The sequence below is a fragment of the Desulfovibrio sp. An276 genome, assembly GCF_002159665.1.
GTDB classification, from domain to species: Bacteria; Desulfobacterota; Desulfovibrionia; order Desulfovibrionales; family Desulfovibrionaceae; genus Desulfovibrio; species Desulfovibrio faecigallinarum.
Map to the genome: position 1 here is coordinate 70,609 of NZ_NFJC01000001.1, position 18,702 is coordinate 89,310.

Below are 18,702 nucleotides of genomic sequence, written 5' to 3' on the forward strand. Positions count from 1 at the left end.
CCACGGAAAAGCAATATGAGCACACTTCTCGCTGTTCCTTCCAATATGCCTGGCGGCCTTGACGCAGGCATGGGCATGCACTTCGGCCACTGCGACATCTACACCATTGTCGAGATCGAAGACGGCGCAGTCAAAAACGTCTCCACTCTGGAAAACGTTCCCCATCAGCAGGGTGGCTGCCTTGCTCCCGTGCAGCATCTGGCAAGCCATGGCGTGAAGGTTCTGCTCGCTGGCGGCATGGGCTTCAGGCCCCTCATGGGCTTCAGGCAGGTGGGCATTGACGTCTACTTTGCCGGCCAGTTCCCCACTGTGGGCGATGCCGTGAAGGCCTTCCTCGCCGGCCAGCTGCCCGCCTTCTCCGAACAGTTCACCTGCCACGGTGGCGGCGCCCACTAGCCCTTGGCAATGTTTCGGGCCCCGAGCTTCCTGCCCAGGGCCCTTTTCGTACCCGAGGGGCAGGAGAAGAAGGAGCACACATGGAACTCTACTACATCGGCACCATGCAGGAAAAATGCCAGCCCGCCCTGGATGTCTTTGCGAAAAGAGGCTGCACCATCCACAGCTTTGCAAGCCTTGAAGAAGCCTGCACGGCTCTCAAAAAGGCCGAAACCAAACCAGATCTCGCCATTCTGGACGAAAGCGAGGAACGCCAGGATCCGGCCACCATGCGCAGGGCCGTCATGGACGTCATGAGCATCAACGCCTTTACCTATGCCACTGCCATGACGAGCTTCGACGCGGAAGTGTACCACGACGCCATGGAAGGCCTTGGCATGCTCACAGCCCTCCCCTGCCCGGCAAGGACTGCGGACGGGGAAAGACTCTGGGCGGAACTTGCCAACTTCGTCAGCACGGACATCGATCACAAGGCCTAAGGGCTCCTCAAAAAAGACAAATACCGCTGCCTTCCCGCACATGTTCGCGGAAGGGCAGCGGCTTTTTTTGCTACCGCTTGTTTGCTACTTTTTGTTCTTCAGGACCTTCTTCTGGTACTTCTCAATCTTGGCAATGCTTGCGGGCATGAGAGTGAGCCGCCCTTCCTTTGCAAGCCAGGCGTTGAAGGTGGCATAGCCTATGCCCGCAAGGTAGCTCACTTCCTGCGGGGTGTGGCCAGAGAGTTCGCAAAGCGCCCGCAATCCTTCGGCTGTAGGATTCTTGCCGTCAAAGGGGGCCGACACTGTGTCCGTCACTGCCTGTTTCACGCTTGCAGTCGCAGCCCCGGACTCGGACTCGGATGCCGCTGAAGTTTTCACAACTAGGGCTTTCTTCCCGCCAGTCTTCTTGGTCTCGGACTTCTTCACAGGCTCGGACTCAGCGGCTGAAGGTGCAGCTGCGACTGCCGCTGCGGAGTCAGTGGTTACTGCCTTCTTTCTGCCGGCTCTTGTTGCGGATTTCTTCGCAGGCGCAGCTACTGACACTTCCTCGACTTCGCTGCTGTTTTTGACCGGTTTTTTCTTTCCACGCGTTCCACGGCCCCCTGCTGTCGAGTCTGTCTTCCCTTCTGCCGCAGCCTTTTTCGTGGCCTTGCTCCCTGCCCGAGCAGACGTTTTGGATTCCTCGCTACTTTCTGTCTTTTCGGGTTCTTCAGCGGCCACGCTTTGAGCGCCATCACCCAGGTCGAGGTCCATGCCCCCCAGATCAATGCCGAACAGGGCGCTCAGATCCTCGCCGCCGCTCAGGCTTTCCTCGGAATCCTCCACGCTTAAATCAATCTCGTTGCCATGGGCACACAAAAGGAGAGGATCCAGGCCACGCAGGGTAAAAAGCACGCCAGGGTCCGTGTCCAGGCGCCTGCCTATGCCATAGAGGACAGCCGCGAGATGCTTGCAAAGGGAAGCCGAGTCCGGGCAGGAACAGCGCATATGGATTTCTTTCGGAAAGGGTATAATACCGTTGTCTGGATTCCCGATCAGCTCCCTGACGTCCTTGGGGATCTTTCCCTGCAAAAGTTCCAGCTGCGAGGAGATCTTGCCCTGCAGAAGATTCTGCAAGAGCTCTGCCCTCTTCTCGGAAAGTTTGTCTATGGTGATGCGCACATTGTACATGCTCGAACCGCTCACCATGGCGGTCACAAGCCCCTCGGAAATCTGCAGATCACAGACACAGCCATGGCGAAGATAGCTCTTGCCCCTGGGAAGCCTGTTTTCGTAGTCCGCGTAGCGCTCCATGTTGTTGCACCAGCTCTGTCCCCAGAAGGAATGGGCAATCTTCCTGTCCGTGAACGGCGCGATGGGTTGGATATTTTTGTTTTTCTTGCGCAATTTGTCTATACGATTCTGGGCGTCCGCGCGTTTTTGGGCTACCGGCACATAATCGAAGCCAAAGTATCCGTACCCGTACGACATGCCTAGTCCTCCAGGGCCCGTTTGAGATCAAGACGGACAAGGTTGAGAAATTCTGTATCGCTCAAGGATGTTATACTGTTTTCCATGTTCCCCAGGGCACTGTCTGCCAGCGCTCTCTTTTCCTGTATCATTTCATCTATGTGTTCCTCAATGGTGCCCCGGGTAATGCACTTGTGGACAAGTACATTGTTTTTCTGCCCAATGCGGAAGGCCCTGTCCGTAGCCTGATCTTCCACAGCAGGGTTCCACCAGCGATCAAAGTGAATGACATGGGAGGCATGGGTCAGATTGAGACCAGTGCCGCCTGCCTTCAAAGACAGAATGAAGAAGGGCGGTCCGTCCTCGCTCTGGAACTCCCTGACCAGTTCGCCGCGCTTTTTGACAGCTACGTTGCCGTGCAGGACAAGGCCGGATCTTCCAAAGATGCCGGCAAGATAGTCGGAAAGGGGGTCGATGATTTCCCGAAACTGCGTGAACACAAGGACCTTTTCCTGACGTGAGGCTATTTCCGCGCACAGATCCCCTATGCACTTGAACTTGCCGGATCGTTCTGCTGCGTAGTCGCTGCCGGACTTTGCGAGCAGGCCTGCCTGGGCCGGATGGTTGCAGATCTGCTTGAGCAGCATGATGTACTGCAGCATACGCATGTGCCTGCCGCCTTCAGAGCTCTCGTCTTCCTGTTCCAGCCCTTCGGCAATCTTGTCTGTCACCTGCTGGTAGAAGACAGCCTGCTCCTTCGTAAGCGAACAGTAGAGGTTGGACTCTATCTTGTCCGGCAAGGAAGAGATGATGGACTTGTCGGTCTTGAGTCTGCGCAGGATATAGGGTGCAGTCACCCTGCGTAAGGGTGCAAGGCCCTGGGGAGCCTCCAGCATGAGCTTTGTTTCCTTGTCAAAGGCCCTGGAAGTTCCCAGAAGACCGGGATTCAGGAAATCAAAGAGGCTCCAGAGATCGGAAAGACGGTTTTCTATGGGCGTGCCGGTCATGGCAATGCGGCTTGTCGCTCGCAGGTCGCGCACGCTTTTGCTCTGCCTTGTCTGGGCGTTCTTGATGGCCTGGGCCTCGTCCAGGATGACCCTGCGCCATTCCACTTCTTTCAGCCAGGCAAGCCTTGTGCACATGGAATAGGTGGTGATGACAAGATCAAGACCCTTCAGGGGCATATCCTCAAGCTTGCGCGGAAAAAGCTGCTCCGAGGGGTGCACAATGGCAATCTTGAGCGTTGGCGCAAAGCGCGCAGCCTCTGCCTTCCAGTTGGCAAGAAGCGAGGCCGGCACAACCAGAAGACTCGGGGGCAGCCCCTTCTCCCTTTCCTTCTCGCTCAAAAGCAGGGCCAGGACCTGTATGGTCTTGCCAAGGCCCATGTCGTCGGCAAGGCAGGCGCCCATGCCAAGGCGCCCCAAAAGGCGCATCCAGGACACGCCATAGACCTGATAGGGACGCAGGGTGGCGTGAAGATCGGGAATGTTTTCTGCGTCAAGAGGCACCTCTCCCCTGGCCGCCTGCAAAAGCTCCTTGAAGCCTTCTCCTGCCTCGAGGAAGGACCAGCCATCGATGTCCTCCAGCTCGTCTGCGTCCAGCGCCTTGTCCTTGCGCCCAGGAAGGCCCGAGAGCATGCGTATGCCATCGAGGTAGGAGATGTTGCCGGCCTCTGCCTCGGCCCTCACGTTTTCCCAGTGCTCCAGGACCTCGTTGAGCTTTTCCCTGTCGATCTCGATCCATTGTCCCTTGAAGAGGGCAAGGCCGTCCTCTGCGCTCGCGAGCAGTTTTTCCAGCTCTTCCTCGCTCAAATCCTCCTCGCCTATGGCATAGCCTAAATCGAAATGGGCGAGGTTCAAGGGGGAAAGGCTCGCGTTCGTGCCAGACGCTCTGGACACCCTGACCTTGACCCTGGGTCTGGCTCTCCTGGCCCACCAGTCGGGCAGGCGCACGCCTATGCCGTCTTCCTCAAGGGCCGAAGCGGACTTCAGAAAAGCATAGGCCTGCTCGGGCATCCAGGCGCGCGGGGCAAAAAGAGCCTTTGTTTCCAGCATCTTGGAAACCCAGGGAAAGTGCTCCGAGGCCAGCTGCACGGGCTTGAGCAGATGGCGCAGGGCCTGGGTGTTGCGCTGCTCAGTATAGAATTTTACAGCCTGGGAGAGGGGTGTGTGCCTGAGCCTGCCGGAAACGTTGAAGCCCGCAGTATAGGTCGCCAGAAAGACAAAGGGGCGTTCGGTATTGAGCTTGTTCTCGGCCAGATGAAAAAAGACCCTGCCCACCTGCTGCCACTTGGGTGCGGCCTGCCTCAAAAAGGGAGAAAGGCCCTCCTTTTCCCTGACCTTTGCGGCGCACCACGAAAGAAGCTTTTCCCAGATGTCTCCAAGGACTTCATGGGACAGATACTCTCCGCCGGGCATGGGCGGGGCCAGGGCAAGCCACTGGCCTGCCTCGTCCGGCAGGGGAAGGAGGGAGAGAGCCTCTGCCTCGGTTGACGAGGGATCGTCGGGATTTGCCGCGTGGCACAATTCCCGGATGCAGGCCTCGGCAAGCCCTGCCCAGAACTGTTCAGCAGCCCCGAGGTTGCGCTCCCTTGCAGCCCCAAGGGCAAAGAGCTTTTCCTGCCAGGGAGTGTTCTTTTCGGCGCAGGCAAAGCGCAGGGTCGCATGGGGAGTGAGCACGATATTGTCTTCGCCGACAGGCCTGGCCTGTTTTGCCATCTCTTTTACTCCTTGCAAAAGACTGGGAAAGAAATCCTGGGTATGCATTGTGGCTTGTGTACAACCTCAAGATCTGTACAGGGATGGCGATGCAGTCTCTGTTTCCTTCTGCCAAAGGGACACACGGACGATGCAGGCCATGCCGAACAAGACTTTGTACAGATATTCGCCTGCCATGTACACCAGACGATTTCTGCAAGAGACAATTTTTTTGCGCTCTCCCTCTTGCCCGGCCGTGTCTGTTGTCTATTGTCTGACTGTAGGACAAAAGTGCCTCGTCCAGAACTCATGTCCCCAAAAGAGCCTTTGGCACAAAAAGCCCCCGATCCCGGATGAGGAGCGGGGGCGTGTAGCAATCAGAGCCTGTCCTGCTTCAGCTTTTCCACGTAGGCGTCTATGCGCCGAAGCTCGCCAGGAATGTCTATGCGCTGTGGACAATGGGGCACGCACTGGCCGCAGCCAGTGCAGTGGCTTGCCTGGCGCAGGCGTGGTACGGATCTGTCGTAGCCTACGAGATAGGCGCGCCGTGCCTCGCGGTAGTTCTTGTCCCTGATGCTCTTCAGGACAAGATCCTCGTTGAGGCACTTGTTGTAGTGGAGAATGCAGCCCGGGATGTCTATGCCGTAGGGACAGGGCATGCAGTAGTCGCAGGCATTGCAAGGAATGGTGTCGTATTTGATCATGCGATCCGCAACTTCCTGCAAAAGAGCCATTTCCCTGTCCGTGAGGGGCTTCAAGGGCGAATAGGTGCGGATGTTTTCCTCAAGATGTTCGAAACGGGACATGCCGCTCAAAACTGTCAGCACCCGTGGGAAGCTTCCCGCATAGCGGAAGGCCCAGGAGGCTATGCTGGCCTCGGGATCGCTCTGCTTCAGAAGCGCCGCGATGTTGTTTGGCATATTGGAAAGGCGCCCGCCAAGCAAAGGTTCCATGACAACGACAGGGATGCCGCGCTTGTCCAGTTCATTGTACAGATAGGAGGCACTGGAGTTGTAGGCCTTGATTTGGCCAGCGTACTTCCAGTCCAGATAGTTGAGCTGTATCTGCACAAAGTCCCAGCGGTATGTGTCGTGTTCTGCAAGAAGCCTGTCGAAGACGGCTATGTCCCCGTGGTAGGAAAAGCCAAGATTGCGCACATGACCTTTTTCCCTTTCTTCCAGAAGAAAGTCGAGTACGCCATTGTCCAGAAAGCGCTTTTCGTACTCACGCATGCTGTCTGCGCCCATGCCAATGCCGTGCAGGAGCAGATAGTCCAGATGATCCGTGGCAAAAAGCCGCAGTGAATTGTGATAGATCTGCAGGGAGGCTTCCCTGCTCCAGGTGGAGGGCGCGAAGTTGGAGAGCTTGGTGGCAATGTAATACTTGTCCCTCGGGTGGCGCAAAAGAGCCCTTGCCGTGGCATCCTCGGACTTGCCCTTGCAATAGGGCGGGGCGGTGTCAAAGTAGTTGACGCCGTGGGCCAGGGCATAGTCCACCATCCTGTTCACCATATCCTGGTCTATGGGTTCGTTTCCCTCCCTCGCACTGCGGCCACCGACAGAGGGCAGGCGCATCATGCCAAAACCAAGCAACGACACCTTCTCCCCGCTCTTGGGGTTTGTCCGCATGGTCATGGAACCTCTGGGTTCCGCATTCTTCTCGTCTTTTCGGCAGCCGGCAAAGCCTGCGCCAATGGCGCTCATTCCGCCAATCGCGACTGCCTTCAGGAAGTGACGCCTGGAAAGGCCTCCCTGTCCACCAGCGGCTTCGCCCCCTGTTCCTGTCTTCTCACAAAGTTCGCGCATCATCTCACCCTTCTCCCCTGTTTCTTCCTTCTTGCAGCAACCGTTCATCTTCAGATCTCCGCGTGCACCAGCACGCCTTCCACGTGTATGGCGCTCAAGGGTCTTGCCGGGCAAAGATACTCGCAGGCACCACAGCCAGTGCAGCGCAGTTCGTTAATCGCAGGGAACTTTGGCCCATCCACCTTGCTCGCGTCCAGAGGCATCATGGTGATAGCCTCCACAGGGCAGTGTCTTGCGCAGTTGTCACATGGATGTCCGCTTGTAACGGACACACAGAGGTCGCGTTTCCATACAGCCCTTCCTATCTGCAGGGCGGATTTTTGCGCCCTTGTTATGGGCAGGATGGCGCCCGTTGGGCACACCTCACCGCAGCGCGTGCACTCCGGCCTGCAGTAGCCCCGCTCATAGCCCATTTCCGGCTGCATGAGGGTGAGAAGGCCCCTGGCGGAGCGCAAAACTGCAGTGGGACAGACCGAGACGCACAGCTGACAGCCAGTACAGTGCGCGGCAAAATTGGCATGGCTTTGCGCTCCTGGCGGCACGATACCTGTTGCGCGCACAGGGTTTTCCTTGGGCACGATTTTCGCAAGGCCACCGTCTATGGCCTTGTCCGTACCCGCAGGGGCTGCCACAGCGGCAAGGGCCGATCCCTTCACAAAATCCCGTCTGGAAAGCCCCGTACTGGCGACGTTCTTCCGGGCGTTTTTGGCTGACGCAGCGGATCTTGCAGTCTGGACGTCCTTCTTTCCCGCTTTTGCGAGACCCAGAACAAGCGCGCCAGTGGGACAAACGTCCACGCAATTCATGCAGGCTACACAGCGGCTTGCATCAATGCTCCCTGTTTCCAGATCTATGCAAGAGGCCTTGCAGGAGCGCTCGCACTTTTTGCAGTTGACGCACTTTGCCCCGTTGAGAATGGGCCTGATCAGGGCAAAGCGGGAGAGAAAGCCCAGCATGGTACCGACAGGGCAGACTGTGTTGCAGTAGAGTCTTCCGTGCCTTGCAGCAAGGTAGCCCACAATTGCCAGGGTCGCGATGGCAATGACAAGAAGCGGCACGCTCTTGAACCAGACATCCACAGGGGCAAAGGCGTAGCTGTGCAAGTGCTCCGCAACGTAAGAGAGGCCATTGTTGGCAAGCTGTACCAGGGGCTGCACAAGGGCATTCATCATGCGCCCGAAGGACGCGTAGGGATCGAGCAGAGCCACAAGCGAGCCTAGCCCAAGCAAAAGGGCCAGCACAAAGAGGGCAAGTACACAAAGGCGCATGCCGGTTCTGGCTTTCGTGTAGGAATACGATCTTTTCCTGTGCCTGCGGGCAAGGCGGGCCACTGCATCCTGAAAAAGCCCCAGGGGGCAGAGGATGGAGCAGTACACCCTGCCAAGGACAAGGGTCACAACTGCAAGGCCAGCCACGACGCCGAGATTCAGGGCAAGCAGGGCAGGAACAAGCTGAACCCTGGCCAAAAAGCCAAGATATGGCTGAAGCGTTCCCGTATGGTCGAGAAAAAGGGCTGTTGCGCACACAAGGACTGCGACAGCAAGGAAGACGCGTATCTTTTTTATCATGGGCAAGAAAGACGGATTTTGATGTGACATTCCCAAGGCTATAGCCTGTATGCGGGGACTGGGAAGAAGCCAGATACCTACCGGCAAGATGGCTCATCCTACTCTGTCAGGGGCGTGTTCTCCTTGCCCGATTCGCCCATACTCTTGCCTGTTTGCGCAAATTTGTATTCCAAAACCCGCTTCGAGCCCTGCCGTCACTTTAGACTGCGCAGGAAAAGTCCCTGCCGCTGCCAAACACAAGGGGGCGCAAATCCTTCTCCATGGCCATGAATTCCTGCACAAGATCCGGGTTGAAGACGCCGCACTCCCCGTCCCGTATCATGCGCAGGGCTTCCTCCGGCGGCAGGGCGTCCTTGTACACGCGCTTTGAGAGGAGCGCGTCGTAGACGTCTGCCAAACCCACAATCTGGGCCTCCAAAGAGCACTCGTTGCCTTTGAGCCCATCCGGGTAGCCCCTGCCGTCCCAGCGCTCGTGATGGTGCATGGCTATGTCGCGCGCGTATTTGTAGGCCATGTTCCTGCGCAGCTGGGGAATCTTTTCCAGAAGCTGTGCTCCCTGCACCGTATGGGTCTTCATGACCTCGTATTCTTCCCTTGTCAGACGTCCGGGCTTGTTCAGTATGGCATCCGGAATGGCGATTTTCCCCACATCATGCATGATGGAAGCCATGGCAATATGTATGGCCTCGCTGGGAGTAACGTATTTCGCAAACTGCGTTTTGGTGAACATGAAGAGCGTGATATCGTGTATGCGTCTGACATGCTCTCCGGACTCACCGTTGCGGAATTCTATGGCAGTGGACAGGGAGGCGATAAGGCCGTTGTTCAGCTCGATAATCTGCTGGGCCTGACTCAAGAGTTCCTGCTGCTGTTCGTGCACCTTGTCGGCAAGGTTCTTTCGCATGACAAAGAGTTCGACAACGCTCTGCACGCGGCGCAGGACAATGTAGGGCACAACGGGTTTGCCTATGACGTCCATGACGCCCAGCTCGTAGGCCTCGCGCAAAATGTCGCTGTTTGTCTCGCCTGTGATGAGGAAGACCGGAATGGCATTGGTAAGCTCGCGCCTGTTAAGCTCGCGCAAGACCTCAAGGCCACTTTTGTTTGGCATGACCACATCAAGAAGAAGAAGGCTGTACCTCTCCGGATCCTGGAGAATCTTCTGCAGCCCTTCCTCGCCATCCCGAGCTTCCTCTATGGCGTAGTGGGCAGAAAAGATGTTCTTCAATATCTCCCTGCTGATCTCGCTGTCGTCTACAATAAGCGCCGTGTGTCTTGTCTGTGTTGCCATGGGCTCCCCGCCTTTGAGCATATGCATGATCCCCTGAGGCCAGGCATTATCCCGGCCTGCAGTTCTTCTTGCACCAGCCCCAAGCCCTGTCAACACTTCCCACCTGCACAGAAACGGGCATACGCCCCAAAATGGGGTACATGTGAACTTCGCATATGCACCGGGCCAGCTTGACAATCCCGAGATGACACCCATTTTTCTTGTGGAATTGCGCTGTCTTTGTGCCCCATCTCCCGACTTTTGCCCATCAGGCAGACCCGCAAAAAAGGCAGCATCCATCCTTCTTGTCCTTACCAAAAAAACGCTCAATACGCCCCTTCTTTCTTCTCTTGTTTTTTATTTTTTCACAAGATTATTTCTCTATATCCATGCAATAGCATGAATTTGTACAGTATACTTTTTATTTTTCACCAGTTTCTGCACAAGATGACCTGGGTAAACAACAAACAGGTATCACTCGAAGGATGCGAACTGCATGTTCATTGCCTTGAGACAGGGCTCTCGCGTTGACAGGACCGCTTTCTCATGGCTATATTGTCGGCAATTTCCCTTCCGGCCACCAGTCTGGAAGATCCGAATCATTTGTACAAGACTTGCCTCGCGGAGGTTCAGATACATTGAATCAGTTCTCACGCAATCTCATGGTGTGGGCTGTCATCATTCTGGGCATGATGATGGTGTTCAACATGTTCCAGCAACCCCAGCAGTCCTCCCAGAGCGTTGCCTACAGCGACTTTCTCGAACGCGTACAGTCCGGGCGCATAGCCCAGGTGACCATACAGGGACAGGACCTGACTGCCACCACCGTTGACGGCCAGAAGTTCTACGTCTTTGTCCCGAGAGACGACAATCTTGTTCCCACCCTTCTGAAAAACAAGGTGGACGTAAAGGCTGAGCCTGCCGAAAATCAGCCCTGGTACATCACCATGCTCATTTCCTGGCTGCCCATGCTCATTCTCATAGGCCTGTGGTTCTTCTTTGTGCGGCAGATGGGCGGAGGTACTGGCAGCAGGACCATGTCCTTCGGCAAATCCAGGGCAAAACTTCTCAACCAGAACGAGAAGCAGCGTGTGACCTTTGCCGATGTGGCAGGCGTGGACGAGGCCAAGGAAGAACTCGTGGAAGTGGTGGAATTCCTCTCCAACCCCAAGAAGTTCACCCGCCTTGGCGGCCGTATTCCCAAGGGCGTTTTGCTCGTGGGCCCTCCAGGCACAGGCAAGACCCTGCTTGCCAGGGCCGTAGCCGGCGAGGCAGGCGTGCCCTTTTTCTCCATGTCCGGTTCGGATTTTGTGGAAATGTTCGTGGGTGTGGGCGCCTCGCGCGTGCGCGATCTCTTCGAACAGGGCAAGAAGAACGCTCCCTGTATCATCTTTATTGACGAAATCGATGCCGTAGGTCGTCACAGGGGTGCAGGCATAGGCGGCGGCAACGACGAGCGCGAGCAGACGCTGAACCAGATGCTGGTGGAAATGGATGGTTTCGAGGCCAACGAGGGTGTCATCATCATCGCCGCGACCAACCGTCCGGACGTGCTCGATCCTGCCCTTTTGCGTCCCGGCCGCTTTGACCGCCAGGTTGTGGTCCCCACTCCGGATCGTCCCGGCCGCAAGCAGATTCTTGTCATCCACTCCAAGAAGACTCCCCTTGCCAGGGACGTGAACCTTGACGTCATTGCCGCAGGCACACCGGGCTTTTCCGGAGCCGATCTCGAAAACCTCGTGAATGAGGCAGCCCTGCAGGCAGCCCGCACTGGCCGCGATCTCGTGGACATGAACGACTTTGAATACGCAAAGGACAAGATCGTCATGGGACGCGAGCGCCGCAGTCTCATCCTCTCCGATGAGGAACAGCGCATCACAGCCTACCATGAGGGCGGACACGCCCTGTGCGCAAAGCTTCTTCCCGGATCCGACCCTGTCCACAAGGTGAGCATCATTCCCAGGGGCCAGGCCTTGGGCGTGACCATGCAGCTTCCAGAGGAAGACAGGTACGGCTACAGCAGGGACTTTCTGCGCGACAATATGGTCATTATGCTCGGCGGCCGCGTTGCCGAGGAGATCATCTTTGGTGATGTGACCACAGGCGCTTCCAACGACATCGAGCGCATGACACAGATTGCCCGCAGGATGGTGTGCGAATGGGGCATGAGCTCGTCCATTGGCACCATTACCGTGGGCGAGACCGGCCAGGAGGTCTTCATCGGCCGCGAATGGGTACAGAACAAGAACTACAGCGAGGAAACAGCCCAGCTGGTTGACGAGGAAGTCAAAAAGCTCATCGACGAGGCCTACTCCCGCTGTCACAAGCTTCTGTCCGACAACATTGACGCCCTGCACCGCATAGCCAAGGCCCTGCTCGAACGCGAAACCATCAGCGGCGAGGACGTGGATCTTCTCATCAAGGGCGAGGAACTGCCTCCCCTGCAGACCGACAAAAAGGCCGACCAAAAGCCTTCCGACAACAAGGCTCCCGAAGGCACAGCTTCTGCAGCACCGGCTTGCGGGGAAGAGAAGACTCCAGCGGACGATGCTGCGGACTTTACCTTTGAGCCTGCAGGCCAGGAAGAGGACGGAAAGTCGCAAAACACTGCCCGGGATGCGTTGGGCAATGCGGACTCTGCTTCAGAAAAGCCTTCCGCTCAAAACAACAGGGACAACAAATAGTTTCGACTGCAGGCCAGGCACAGGCAAGGCCTGTGCCTGGCCTGCGATTTGTGCAAGAGCGAGGGGCAAGGCCATGAAAGAAAGGACAAGCGCAGAACAGCCGGTCTGGAATTCGGCAAGAGGAACAATCCCCTGCAGCGGCCCCTACGGCATTATGGGCATCGTGAACCTGACACCGGACAGCTTTTATGCCCAAAGCCGCTCTCAGGATCCGGATGAGGCCCTGCAACGCTCTCTTGCCATGCTTGAGAACGGAGCGGACGTCATAGACCTTGGGGCAGAATCCTCAAGGCCCGGTGCTGCGCCCGTAAGCCCCCAGACAGAGATCGAGCGTCTTCTTCCCCTTATCGGAAAGATACGCAAGGCCGCTCCCTCTGCCGTGATCTCCGTGGACACCTACCACGCAGCCACTGCCGCCGCAGTCCTTGAAGAGGGTGCAGACATCATCAACGACATCTCTGCCTGCTCCTTCGATCCCGAGCTTTTAGATGTGGTGGCAGAGTACAAGCCGGGATATGTGCTCATGCACTGCCAGGGAACACCTGGCACCATGCAGCTCAATCCCTCCTACGCGGATGTGTGCTGCGAAGTGGCGATCTTTTTTGAAACCATGATGAACAGACTTGTCTCGCGGGGCTTGCCGGAGGAGAACGTCATCCTCGACCCAGGCATTGGTTTTGGCAAGACAATGGAACACAACCTCGCCCTCATGCGGGGAACAAAACCCTGGGAGCACCTTGGCCGCCCGAGCCTCATGGCCTGCTCCATGAAATCCGTTTTCGGGGATTTGCTCGGCCTTCCCACCGAGGAGCGGGGCACTGCCACCCTGGTGGCAACTGCCCTGACCCATGCAGCAGGCTACAGGTGGCACCGCGTCCACAATCCCCTTGAGGCCAGGCAGAGCCTGTGCCTGGCCCAGGCCCTGTTGCGAGGCTAACCATGCTTGAGATGTTTGACCACTTCTATCTCGACTGGAGAGATATTCTTGATATAGCGCTTGTCAGTTTCCTGCTCTATCAGGTCATACAGCTTCTGAGAGGCTCAAGGGCCCTTGCCATCCTGACAGGATTCTTCTTCCTGGGTGTCATCTACATGGTAAGTCGCGAGTTCGGCTTCTACACCCTGGGCTGGCTTTTGGACCACGTATTCTCCTCGCTCTTCCTGGTCATAGTAGTCATTTTCCAGCAGGACATACGCCACGCCCTCGGGGAAATGGGCGCAACATCCTTTTTCAAGGGCAAATCCATAAAGCTCTCGGGCATGGAAGAAGTGGTCTGTGCCTGCGAGGATATGGCCAAGGCCCGCATAGGCGCCCTCATAGTCATAGAGGGCAAGATGCGCCTTGACGATATGATAAAGCGCGAGGGTGTTTCCATTGACGCAAAGCTCTCCCGCCAGCTGCTCAAGAACATTTTCTACCCCAAGGCGCCCCTGCACGACGGAGCTGTCATCATCAGCCACTCCCGCATTGCCGCTGCTGCCTGTATCCTGCCCCTGGCCGAGGTCAAGGGCACGGCCTTCGGTACCCGCCACAGGGCAGCCCTGGGGATAACCGAGGAAAGTGACGCCACCGTTGTTGTTGTCAGCGAGGAAAGGGGCGAAATTTCCATAGCGCGCAAGGGTATTCTCACGCGCAACCTCAATTCCAACAAGCTGCGGAGTGCACTCAATGAGCTTCTCTAGCAGAAAGAAATCCATACTGCCGCACATCATCTCCCTGCTTGTGTCCGTCGTCATCGCCACTGCCATGTGGTACACTGTAAGCGTGCGCGATCGCATAGAGGCGCAGTTCGAGGTGAATATCAACTATGTGGGCATTCCCAAGAACCTCATTGTCACGGACGGACTCATCAACAAGGTGACAGTGCGCATGCGCGGGCCCCAGACCCTTCTGCGCGGCATAGCCAACCAGCGCCTGAACCAGAAGATTGATCTTTCCATGATCAAGAAGGGCGTCACCATCGTGCCCCTGAACACCGAGCACATGGCTGCCTACTACCGGGCCTTTGAAGTTCTCGACGTGCAGCCGCCGCGCATAGTTGTCAACGCGGACGTGGTCGTTGAGCGCAGCGTACCAATCCAGCCCATCATTACCTCTTCCCTGCGCAGCGGCGCCCTCACTGTGGAAAACGTGGTGGTCACCCCGCCCCAGGTCATTCTCACTGGTCCGGAAAGCGTGCTCTCGGAAATATCCTCCCTGCGCCTGCCGGTCATTGTGGATCCCAAGGCTGCGGGCATGAGTGTGGATCAGACCCTTCCCCTGGATTCTCCCGGCCTTGTCACCGTGAATCCCAAGAGCGTGCGCGTCTCCTACACCATTACCAGCGGCAGGATCAGTCTTGAACGCAAGTACCGCATACAGGTCACTTCGGAGAAGCCCTCGGACTATGTTGTGGAGCCCAGGGAAATACAGCTGAAAGTCGAGGTGCCGGAGGCTCTCGTCAAGAGCTCATCCTACCTCTCGAGCCTGAAGGTCAGCGCCATACCTCCGGTAGACATAAAACCTGGCGTGCGCACAGAGGTCGACCTCCACTACCGCATACCGGACGGCATGACCCTGATCGAAAGACCGGAACGCGTCTTCATGACACTGAAGGAACACGCGGGCAAATAGCCCCTGCGGCAAAAGTTCCAAAAAAAATCTCCCCCTGCAAAAGGCAGAGGGAGATTTTTTTATCCCCAAATCGGGATCTGAGACTCAATTTGTTCAGCGCTTGCAGGCTGCGGTTGTCTCGCGCAGGACAAGCCTTGGCTGTGCTCCAGAAGAAACGACTTCCGGGGTGATCACGCATTCCGCAACGTCAGGCATGGAGGGCAGGTTGTACATGATGTCCAGCATGGTGTGTTCCAGGACGTTGCGCAGGCCGCGGGCACCGGTCTTGCGCTCAAGAGCCTTTCTGGCAACCAGGGTCAGGGCCTCGGGCTCGAAGGAGAGCTTCACGTTCTCAAGCTCAAAGAGCTTCTGATACTGTTTGACCAGAGCGTTCTTGGGTTCGGTGAGAATGCGCACAAGGCTTTCCTCGTCGAGGTCGTCCACATGGGTCATGACAGGGATACGGCCCACAAATTCGGGAATAAGACCGAATTTCACCAGATCCTGGGGCTGGATTTGTTCCAGAAGTTCGGAAAGCTGCATCTCCTTCGAGGTACGCACCCTGGCCCCAAAGCCCATGGCAGAGCCGCTCACACGGCTCTCCACAATCTTGTCCAGACCAATGAAGGCACCGCCCACGATGAAGAGGATATTGCTCGTATCCATGCGCATGAATTCCTGCTGGGGATGCTTGCGGCCGCCCTTGGGAGGAATATTGGCAAGCGTTCCTTCCACAATCTTCAAAAGAGCCTGCTGCACGCCCTCGCCGGAAACGTCGCGGGTAATGGACGCGCTTTCGCTCTTGCGGGAAATCTTGTCGATTTCGTCAATGTAGATGATGCCGCGCTGCGCTGCCTTCACGTCGTAGTCCGCGTTTTGCAAAAGCTGGACCAGGACGTTTTCCACATCCTCGCCCACGTAGCCTGCTTCGGTCAGGGTAGTGGCGTCGGCTATGGCAAAGGGCACGTTCAGAATCTTCGCAAGGGTTCTGGCAAGCAAGGTTTTGCCGGAACCCGAGGGGCCCACGAGCAGGATATTGCTCTTTTCAATCTCCACGTCGTCTTCGTGGGTATTGGCAGCATAGTTGATGCGCTTGTAGTGATTGTGCACTGCCACAGCGAGAATCTTCTTGGCCTCTTCCTGACCAATGACATACTCGTCGAGCTTTTCCTTGATTTCCTGGGGTGTGAGCAGCCTGACTCCACCGCTGTAGGCTTCGCTGACCTTGCCGACAGAGGCGTAGTATTCGCGCATCATGGTTTCGCAGGCTCGCACGCAGTAGTTGCAGATGCAGACGTTGTCCTGCTCTATGAGATGATCCACTTCCATGCGGTTGCGACCGCAAAAGGAGCATTTCTTGAGTTCGGGATTGATTTTGCTCATTGTACTTCGTTCGACCTAGGCCTGCTTTTCGATATCCTTGCGGGAAGTGAGGATCTTGTCCACCAGTCCGAATTCCAGTGCTTCTTCGGGGGTGAGGAAGTTGTCGCGCTCGCAGGCAGCCTTCACTTCTTCCACCGGACGGCCGGTGTTCTCGGACATGATGGAATTGATCATGGTCTTGATGCGCTGGATTTCCCTGGCGTGGATCTCGATATCGGTTGCCTGGCCGCGGAAACCGCCAAGAGGCTGGTGAATCATGACCGTACTGTGAGGCAGGCAGTAGCGCATGCCCTTGTTGCCGGCAGCAAGCAGAAAGGCTGCCATGCTGGCTGCCATACCCATGCACAGGGTGGACACGGGTGCAGAGATGTAGCGCATGGTGTCGTAGATGGCGAGGCCTGCCGTGACAGAGCCGCCAGGGGAGTTGATGTAGAGATTGATCTCCTTTTCCGGATCCTGGCTTTCAAGAAAGAGAAGCTGCGCGCAGACAAGGGAGGCAATGGTATCGTCTATTTCCGTGCCCAGAAGAACTATGCGGTCCTTCAGAAGTCTGGAATAGATATCATAGGAGCGCTCGACGCGCCCCGTGTTCTCAATGACAATTGGGACTGTATATGGCATGGCAGTGCTCCTCAAAAAAAGCGGTACCTCTGGTAGCAGTCATGTGCCCCGGGGCAAGGGAAGCTGCAAAAATGCGTCAAGGGTAGGAAGAGAGCGTGCCCTCTTCCTGCCCTTGAAAAAGTCCATGCACTGAAGTGCAGGAAACGAAAAAGACTAATCGGCCTTGGTGGCTTCTGCCTCTGCGGCAGGAGCGGTTGCAGCGTGTTCGCAGGCAGAGCAAGCCTCGGAAGCCTTGTCGCAGGAAGCGCAGGCTGCGGGCTTGGGCTCAACCATGGTCACATTGGCCTTGGCATAGACGGCGTCAGCAGCCTTGTTGATGAGCAGCTGGTCGCGCACGGTGAAAAGCATGCCGTTTTCCGCGTAGTACTTGTAGAGATCCTGGGGATTGAGGGGGTTCTGGGGAGAAGACATGCTGCGTGCCAGGCGGGCAACTTCCAACTGAAGCTCGCGCTCGGAAACATCAAGGCCTTCCTTCTCGGCGATTGCGCGCAAAAGAACATAGGCCTTCACCTGGCGCTGGGCCTGCTCCATGTTCTTCTCGCGAACTTCCTTCACCTGCTCATCGGTGAGCTTTTTGCCCACACGCAGGGCACGATCCTGCTCGCGCTGTACAAAGGCCTGAAGCTCGCCCTCGACCAGGGATTCCGGCAGGGGGAAGTCAACCATCTTGAGGAGCATTTCCAGAAGCTTGTTCTGGGCTTCGGATCTGCCCAGAGCATTTTTTCTGTCAACGAGAAGCTGGTTGCAGGATTTACGCAGTTCGTCCATGCTCTCCTTCTTGAAGAGAGCCAGAAGTTCCTCGTCGGTGGGGTACTTCATGGTCTTGATGGAATAGACATGCACATGCATGGTGCCAGTCTTGCCACGGACGTTCTCAAAGGCGAAATCCTCGGGGAAGGTTACTTCCTTCTCGCCGGATTCGTTGAGCTTCACGGAACGCACAAGCTCGTCCAGGGGACCAAAGACGCCGAGCTGTCCCACTTCGTACTCGATACCCTTGGCGGACTGCTCTTCCTTGCCGTCCACAACCACGGAGAAGTCCACATTGGCATACTGTCCGTCTGTGGCAGGGCCTGTGCCCTCGACAGGAGTCAACTTGCCATGATCCTTGCGCAGACCATCGATCAGTTTGTCGATATCCTCTGCAGGCGCTTCTGCAATCCTGTCCTGCTCGACCTCAAGGCCTTCGTAAACAGGCAGTTCGAAAACAGGCATGTGCTCGAATTCAACAGTATATTCGATATCCTTGTCGCGCTCGATCTCGATGGGGGTGGGGTTGACCGTGAGACCGCTGACAGGAACAAGCTTTGTCTCGGAAAGGATCTGGTTGAGGTGGACCTGAGTCAGATCATTGGCAGCATCATGGTAGATCTGGCCCTTGAAGCGCTTTTCGATAATGCCTGCAGGGACGTGGCCCTTGCGAAAGCCGGCCATGTTGATTCCCTTCTGCTGCATGGCAACGCCAGCTTGAATGGCGGCATTGATCTCCTGCGCGTCAACATTGACGACCACCTTGACCTTGGTGGGGGAAAGCTCTTCCTTGGTATACTTCACTTGAGGATCTCCTTGAGTCACTATTTGCTTTGCAGTCACGCCAAAGCATGCTGCGCAGCCGCCATATAGGCTGGTGCGAAAGGGGGGATTTGAACCCCCACGCGCAAGGCGCTGGATTCTAAGTCCAGTGCGTCTACCAATTCCGCCACTTTCGCAAGAGTGAGTATTTTATACCCTTTGCCCCTGTGAGGCAAGAGAATGCCA

14 protein-coding genes and 1 tRNA gene are annotated in these 18,702 nt (G+C 56.6%); 6 read left to right on the forward strand and 9 right to left on the reverse strand.

Features of this window, described 5'->3' with window-relative positions; genetic code table 11:
• Positions 1 to 15 precede the first annotated feature (15 nt).
• Together B5F76_RS00330 and B5F76_RS00335 are read left to right on the forward strand one after the other, a co-directional pair.
• Entirely contained in the window at positions 16 to 396 is a 381-nt protein-coding gene (locus tag B5F76_RS00330; RefSeq protein ID WP_087349532.1) for a NifB/NifX family molybdenum-iron cluster-binding protein, read from the forward strand.
• Between the two features lie 80 nt (positions 397 to 476).
• On the forward strand, positions 477 to 875 hold the full coding sequence (locus B5F76_RS00335; RefSeq protein WP_087349534.1) for a hypothetical protein: 399 nt from the start codon (positions 477 to 479) through the stop codon (positions 873 to 875).
• 84 nt (positions 876 to 959) lie between these two features.
• Here the strand turns inward: B5F76_RS00335 and B5F76_RS00340 are convergent, their stop codons facing one another.
• The 5 genes from B5F76_RS00340 to B5F76_RS00360 all read right to left on the reverse strand — a co-directional run bounded on the left by B5F76_RS00340 (position 960) and on the right by B5F76_RS00360 (position 9,684).
• On the reverse strand, positions 960 to 2,345 hold the full coding sequence (locus tag B5F76_RS00340; RefSeq protein ID WP_087349536.1) for an SWIM zinc finger family protein: 1,386 nt from the start codon (positions 2,343 to 2,345) through the stop codon (positions 960 to 962).
• A 2-nt stretch (positions 2,346 to 2,347) separates the two neighbouring features.
• Positions 2,348 to 5,041 carry a DEAD/DEAH box helicase gene (locus B5F76_RS00345; RefSeq protein ID WP_162608603.1) on the reverse strand — a complete coding sequence of 898 codons (2,694 nt, stop codon included), beginning with the start codon at positions 5,039 to 5,041 and terminating at the stop codon, positions 2,348 to 2,350.
• A gap of 356 nt (positions 5,042 to 5,397) precedes the next feature.
• Positions 5,398 to 6,873 (reverse strand): aldo/keto reductase, encoded by a 1,476-nt coding sequence (locus B5F76_RS00350; protein WP_204218282.1) that lies wholly within the window; start codon positions 6,871 to 6,873, stop codon positions 5,398 to 5,400.
• A gap of 2 nt (positions 6,874 to 6,875) precedes the next feature.
• Positions 6,876 to 8,393, reverse strand: a complete 1,518-nt coding sequence (locus B5F76_RS00355) for a 4Fe-4S binding protein (protein WP_087349540.1) — start codon at positions 8,391 to 8,393, stop codon at positions 6,876 to 6,878.
• Positions 8,394 to 8,592: 199 nt separating this feature from the next.
• Positions 8,593 to 9,684, reverse strand: a complete 1,092-nt coding sequence (locus B5F76_RS00360) for an HD-GYP domain-containing protein (RefSeq protein ID WP_204218283.1) — start codon at positions 9,682 to 9,684, stop codon at positions 8,593 to 8,595.
• A 617-nt stretch (positions 9,685 to 10,301) separates the two neighbouring features.
• On the opposite strand from B5F76_RS00360, the gene ftsH reads away from it, so the two are divergent.
• From ftsH to B5F76_RS00385, 4 genes are all read left to right on the forward strand, one after another.
• Positions 10,302 to 12,347: an ATP-dependent zinc metalloprotease FtsH gene (gene ftsH, locus B5F76_RS00370; protein ID WP_087349545.1), complete on the forward strand. Its 2,046-nt coding sequence runs from the start codon at positions 10,302 to 10,304 to the stop codon at positions 12,345 to 12,347.
• A 73-nt stretch (positions 12,348 to 12,420) separates the two neighbouring features.
• Positions 12,421 to 13,284 carry a dihydropteroate synthase gene (gene folP, locus B5F76_RS00375; protein ID WP_239406900.1) on the forward strand — a complete coding sequence of 288 codons (864 nt, stop codon included), beginning with the start codon at positions 12,421 to 12,423 and terminating at the stop codon, positions 13,282 to 13,284.
• An 11-nt stretch (positions 13,285 to 13,295) separates the two neighbouring features.
• On the forward strand, positions 13,296 to 14,030 hold the full coding sequence (gene cdaA, locus B5F76_RS00380) for a diadenylate cyclase CdaA (protein ID WP_087350201.1): 735 nt from the start codon (positions 13,296 to 13,298) through the stop codon (positions 14,028 to 14,030).
• Positions 14,017 to 14,961: a CdaR family protein gene (locus B5F76_RS00385; protein WP_087349547.1), complete on the forward strand. Its 945-nt coding sequence runs from the start codon at positions 14,017 to 14,019 to the stop codon at positions 14,959 to 14,961. The genes cdaA and B5F76_RS00385 overlap by 14 nt, the downstream gene beginning before the upstream one ends.
• Positions 14,962 to 15,054: 93 nt before the next feature.
• Here the strand turns inward: B5F76_RS00385 and clpX are convergent, their stop codons facing one another.
• From clpX to B5F76_RS00405, 4 genes are all read right to left on the reverse strand, one after another.
• Complete coding sequence (gene clpX, locus B5F76_RS00390) at positions 15,055 to 16,323, reverse strand: ATP-dependent Clp protease ATP-binding subunit ClpX (protein ID WP_087349549.1); 1,269 nt, start codon at positions 16,321 to 16,323, stop codon at positions 15,055 to 15,057.
• A 15-nt stretch (positions 16,324 to 16,338) separates the two neighbouring features.
• On the reverse strand, positions 16,339 to 16,944 hold the full coding sequence (locus B5F76_RS00395; RefSeq protein WP_087349551.1) for an ATP-dependent Clp protease proteolytic subunit: 606 nt from the start codon (positions 16,942 to 16,944) through the stop codon (positions 16,339 to 16,341).
• Positions 16,945 to 17,097: 153 nt separating this feature from the next.
• Entirely contained in the window at positions 17,098 to 18,498 is a 1,401-nt protein-coding gene (gene tig / locus B5F76_RS00400; protein ID WP_162608604.1) for a trigger factor, read from the reverse strand.
• 71 nt (positions 18,499 to 18,569) lie between these two features.
• Positions 18,570 to 18,653 (reverse strand) — tRNA-Leu (locus B5F76_RS00405).
• Between the last annotated feature and the right edge of the window lie 49 nt (positions 18,654 to 18,702).

Bases quoted from the DNA above. Each gene is read 5' to 3' on its own strand.
- cdaA (WP_087350201.1), top strand. From the start codon at position 13,296: ATGTTTGACCACTTCTATCTCGACTGGAGAGATATTCTTGATATAGCG.
- B5F76_RS00350 (WP_204218282.1), bottom strand. From the start codon at position 6,873: ATGAACGGTTGCTGCAAGAAGGAAGAAACAGGGGAGAAGGGTGAGATG.
- B5F76_RS00330 (WP_087349532.1), top strand. From the start codon at position 16: ATGAGCACACTTCTCGCTGTTCCTTCCAATATGCCTGGCGGCCTTGAC.
- B5F76_RS00385 (WP_087349547.1), top strand. From the start codon at position 14,017: ATGAGCTTCTCTAGCAGAAAGAAATCCATACTGCCGCACATCATCTCC.
- B5F76_RS00340 (WP_087349536.1), bottom strand. From the start codon at position 2,345: ATGTCGTACGGGTACGGATACTTTGGCTTCGATTATGTGCCGGTAGCC.
- B5F76_RS00335 (WP_087349534.1), top strand. From the start codon at position 477: ATGGAACTCTACTACATCGGCACCATGCAGGAAAAATGCCAGCCCGCC.
- B5F76_RS00395 (WP_087349551.1), bottom strand. From the start codon at position 16,944: ATGCCATATACAGTCCCAATTGTCATTGAGAACACGGGGCGCGTCGAG.
- B5F76_RS00360 (WP_204218283.1), bottom strand. From the start codon at position 9,684: ATGGCAACACAGACAAGACACACGGCGCTTATTGTAGACGACAGCGAG.
- folP (WP_239406900.1), top strand. From the start codon at position 12,421: ATGAAAGAAAGGACAAGCGCAGAACAGCCGGTCTGGAATTCGGCAAGA.
- clpX (WP_087349549.1), bottom strand. From the start codon at position 16,323: ATGAGCAAAATCAATCCCGAACTCAAGAAATGCTCCTTTTGCGGTCGC.
- B5F76_RS00345 (WP_162608603.1), bottom strand. From the start codon at position 5,041: ATGGCAAAACAGGCCAGGCCTGTCGGCGAAGACAATATCGTGCTCACT.
- B5F76_RS00355 (WP_087349540.1), bottom strand. From the start codon at position 8,393: ATGATAAAAAAGATACGCGTCTTCCTTGCTGTCGCAGTCCTTGTGTGC.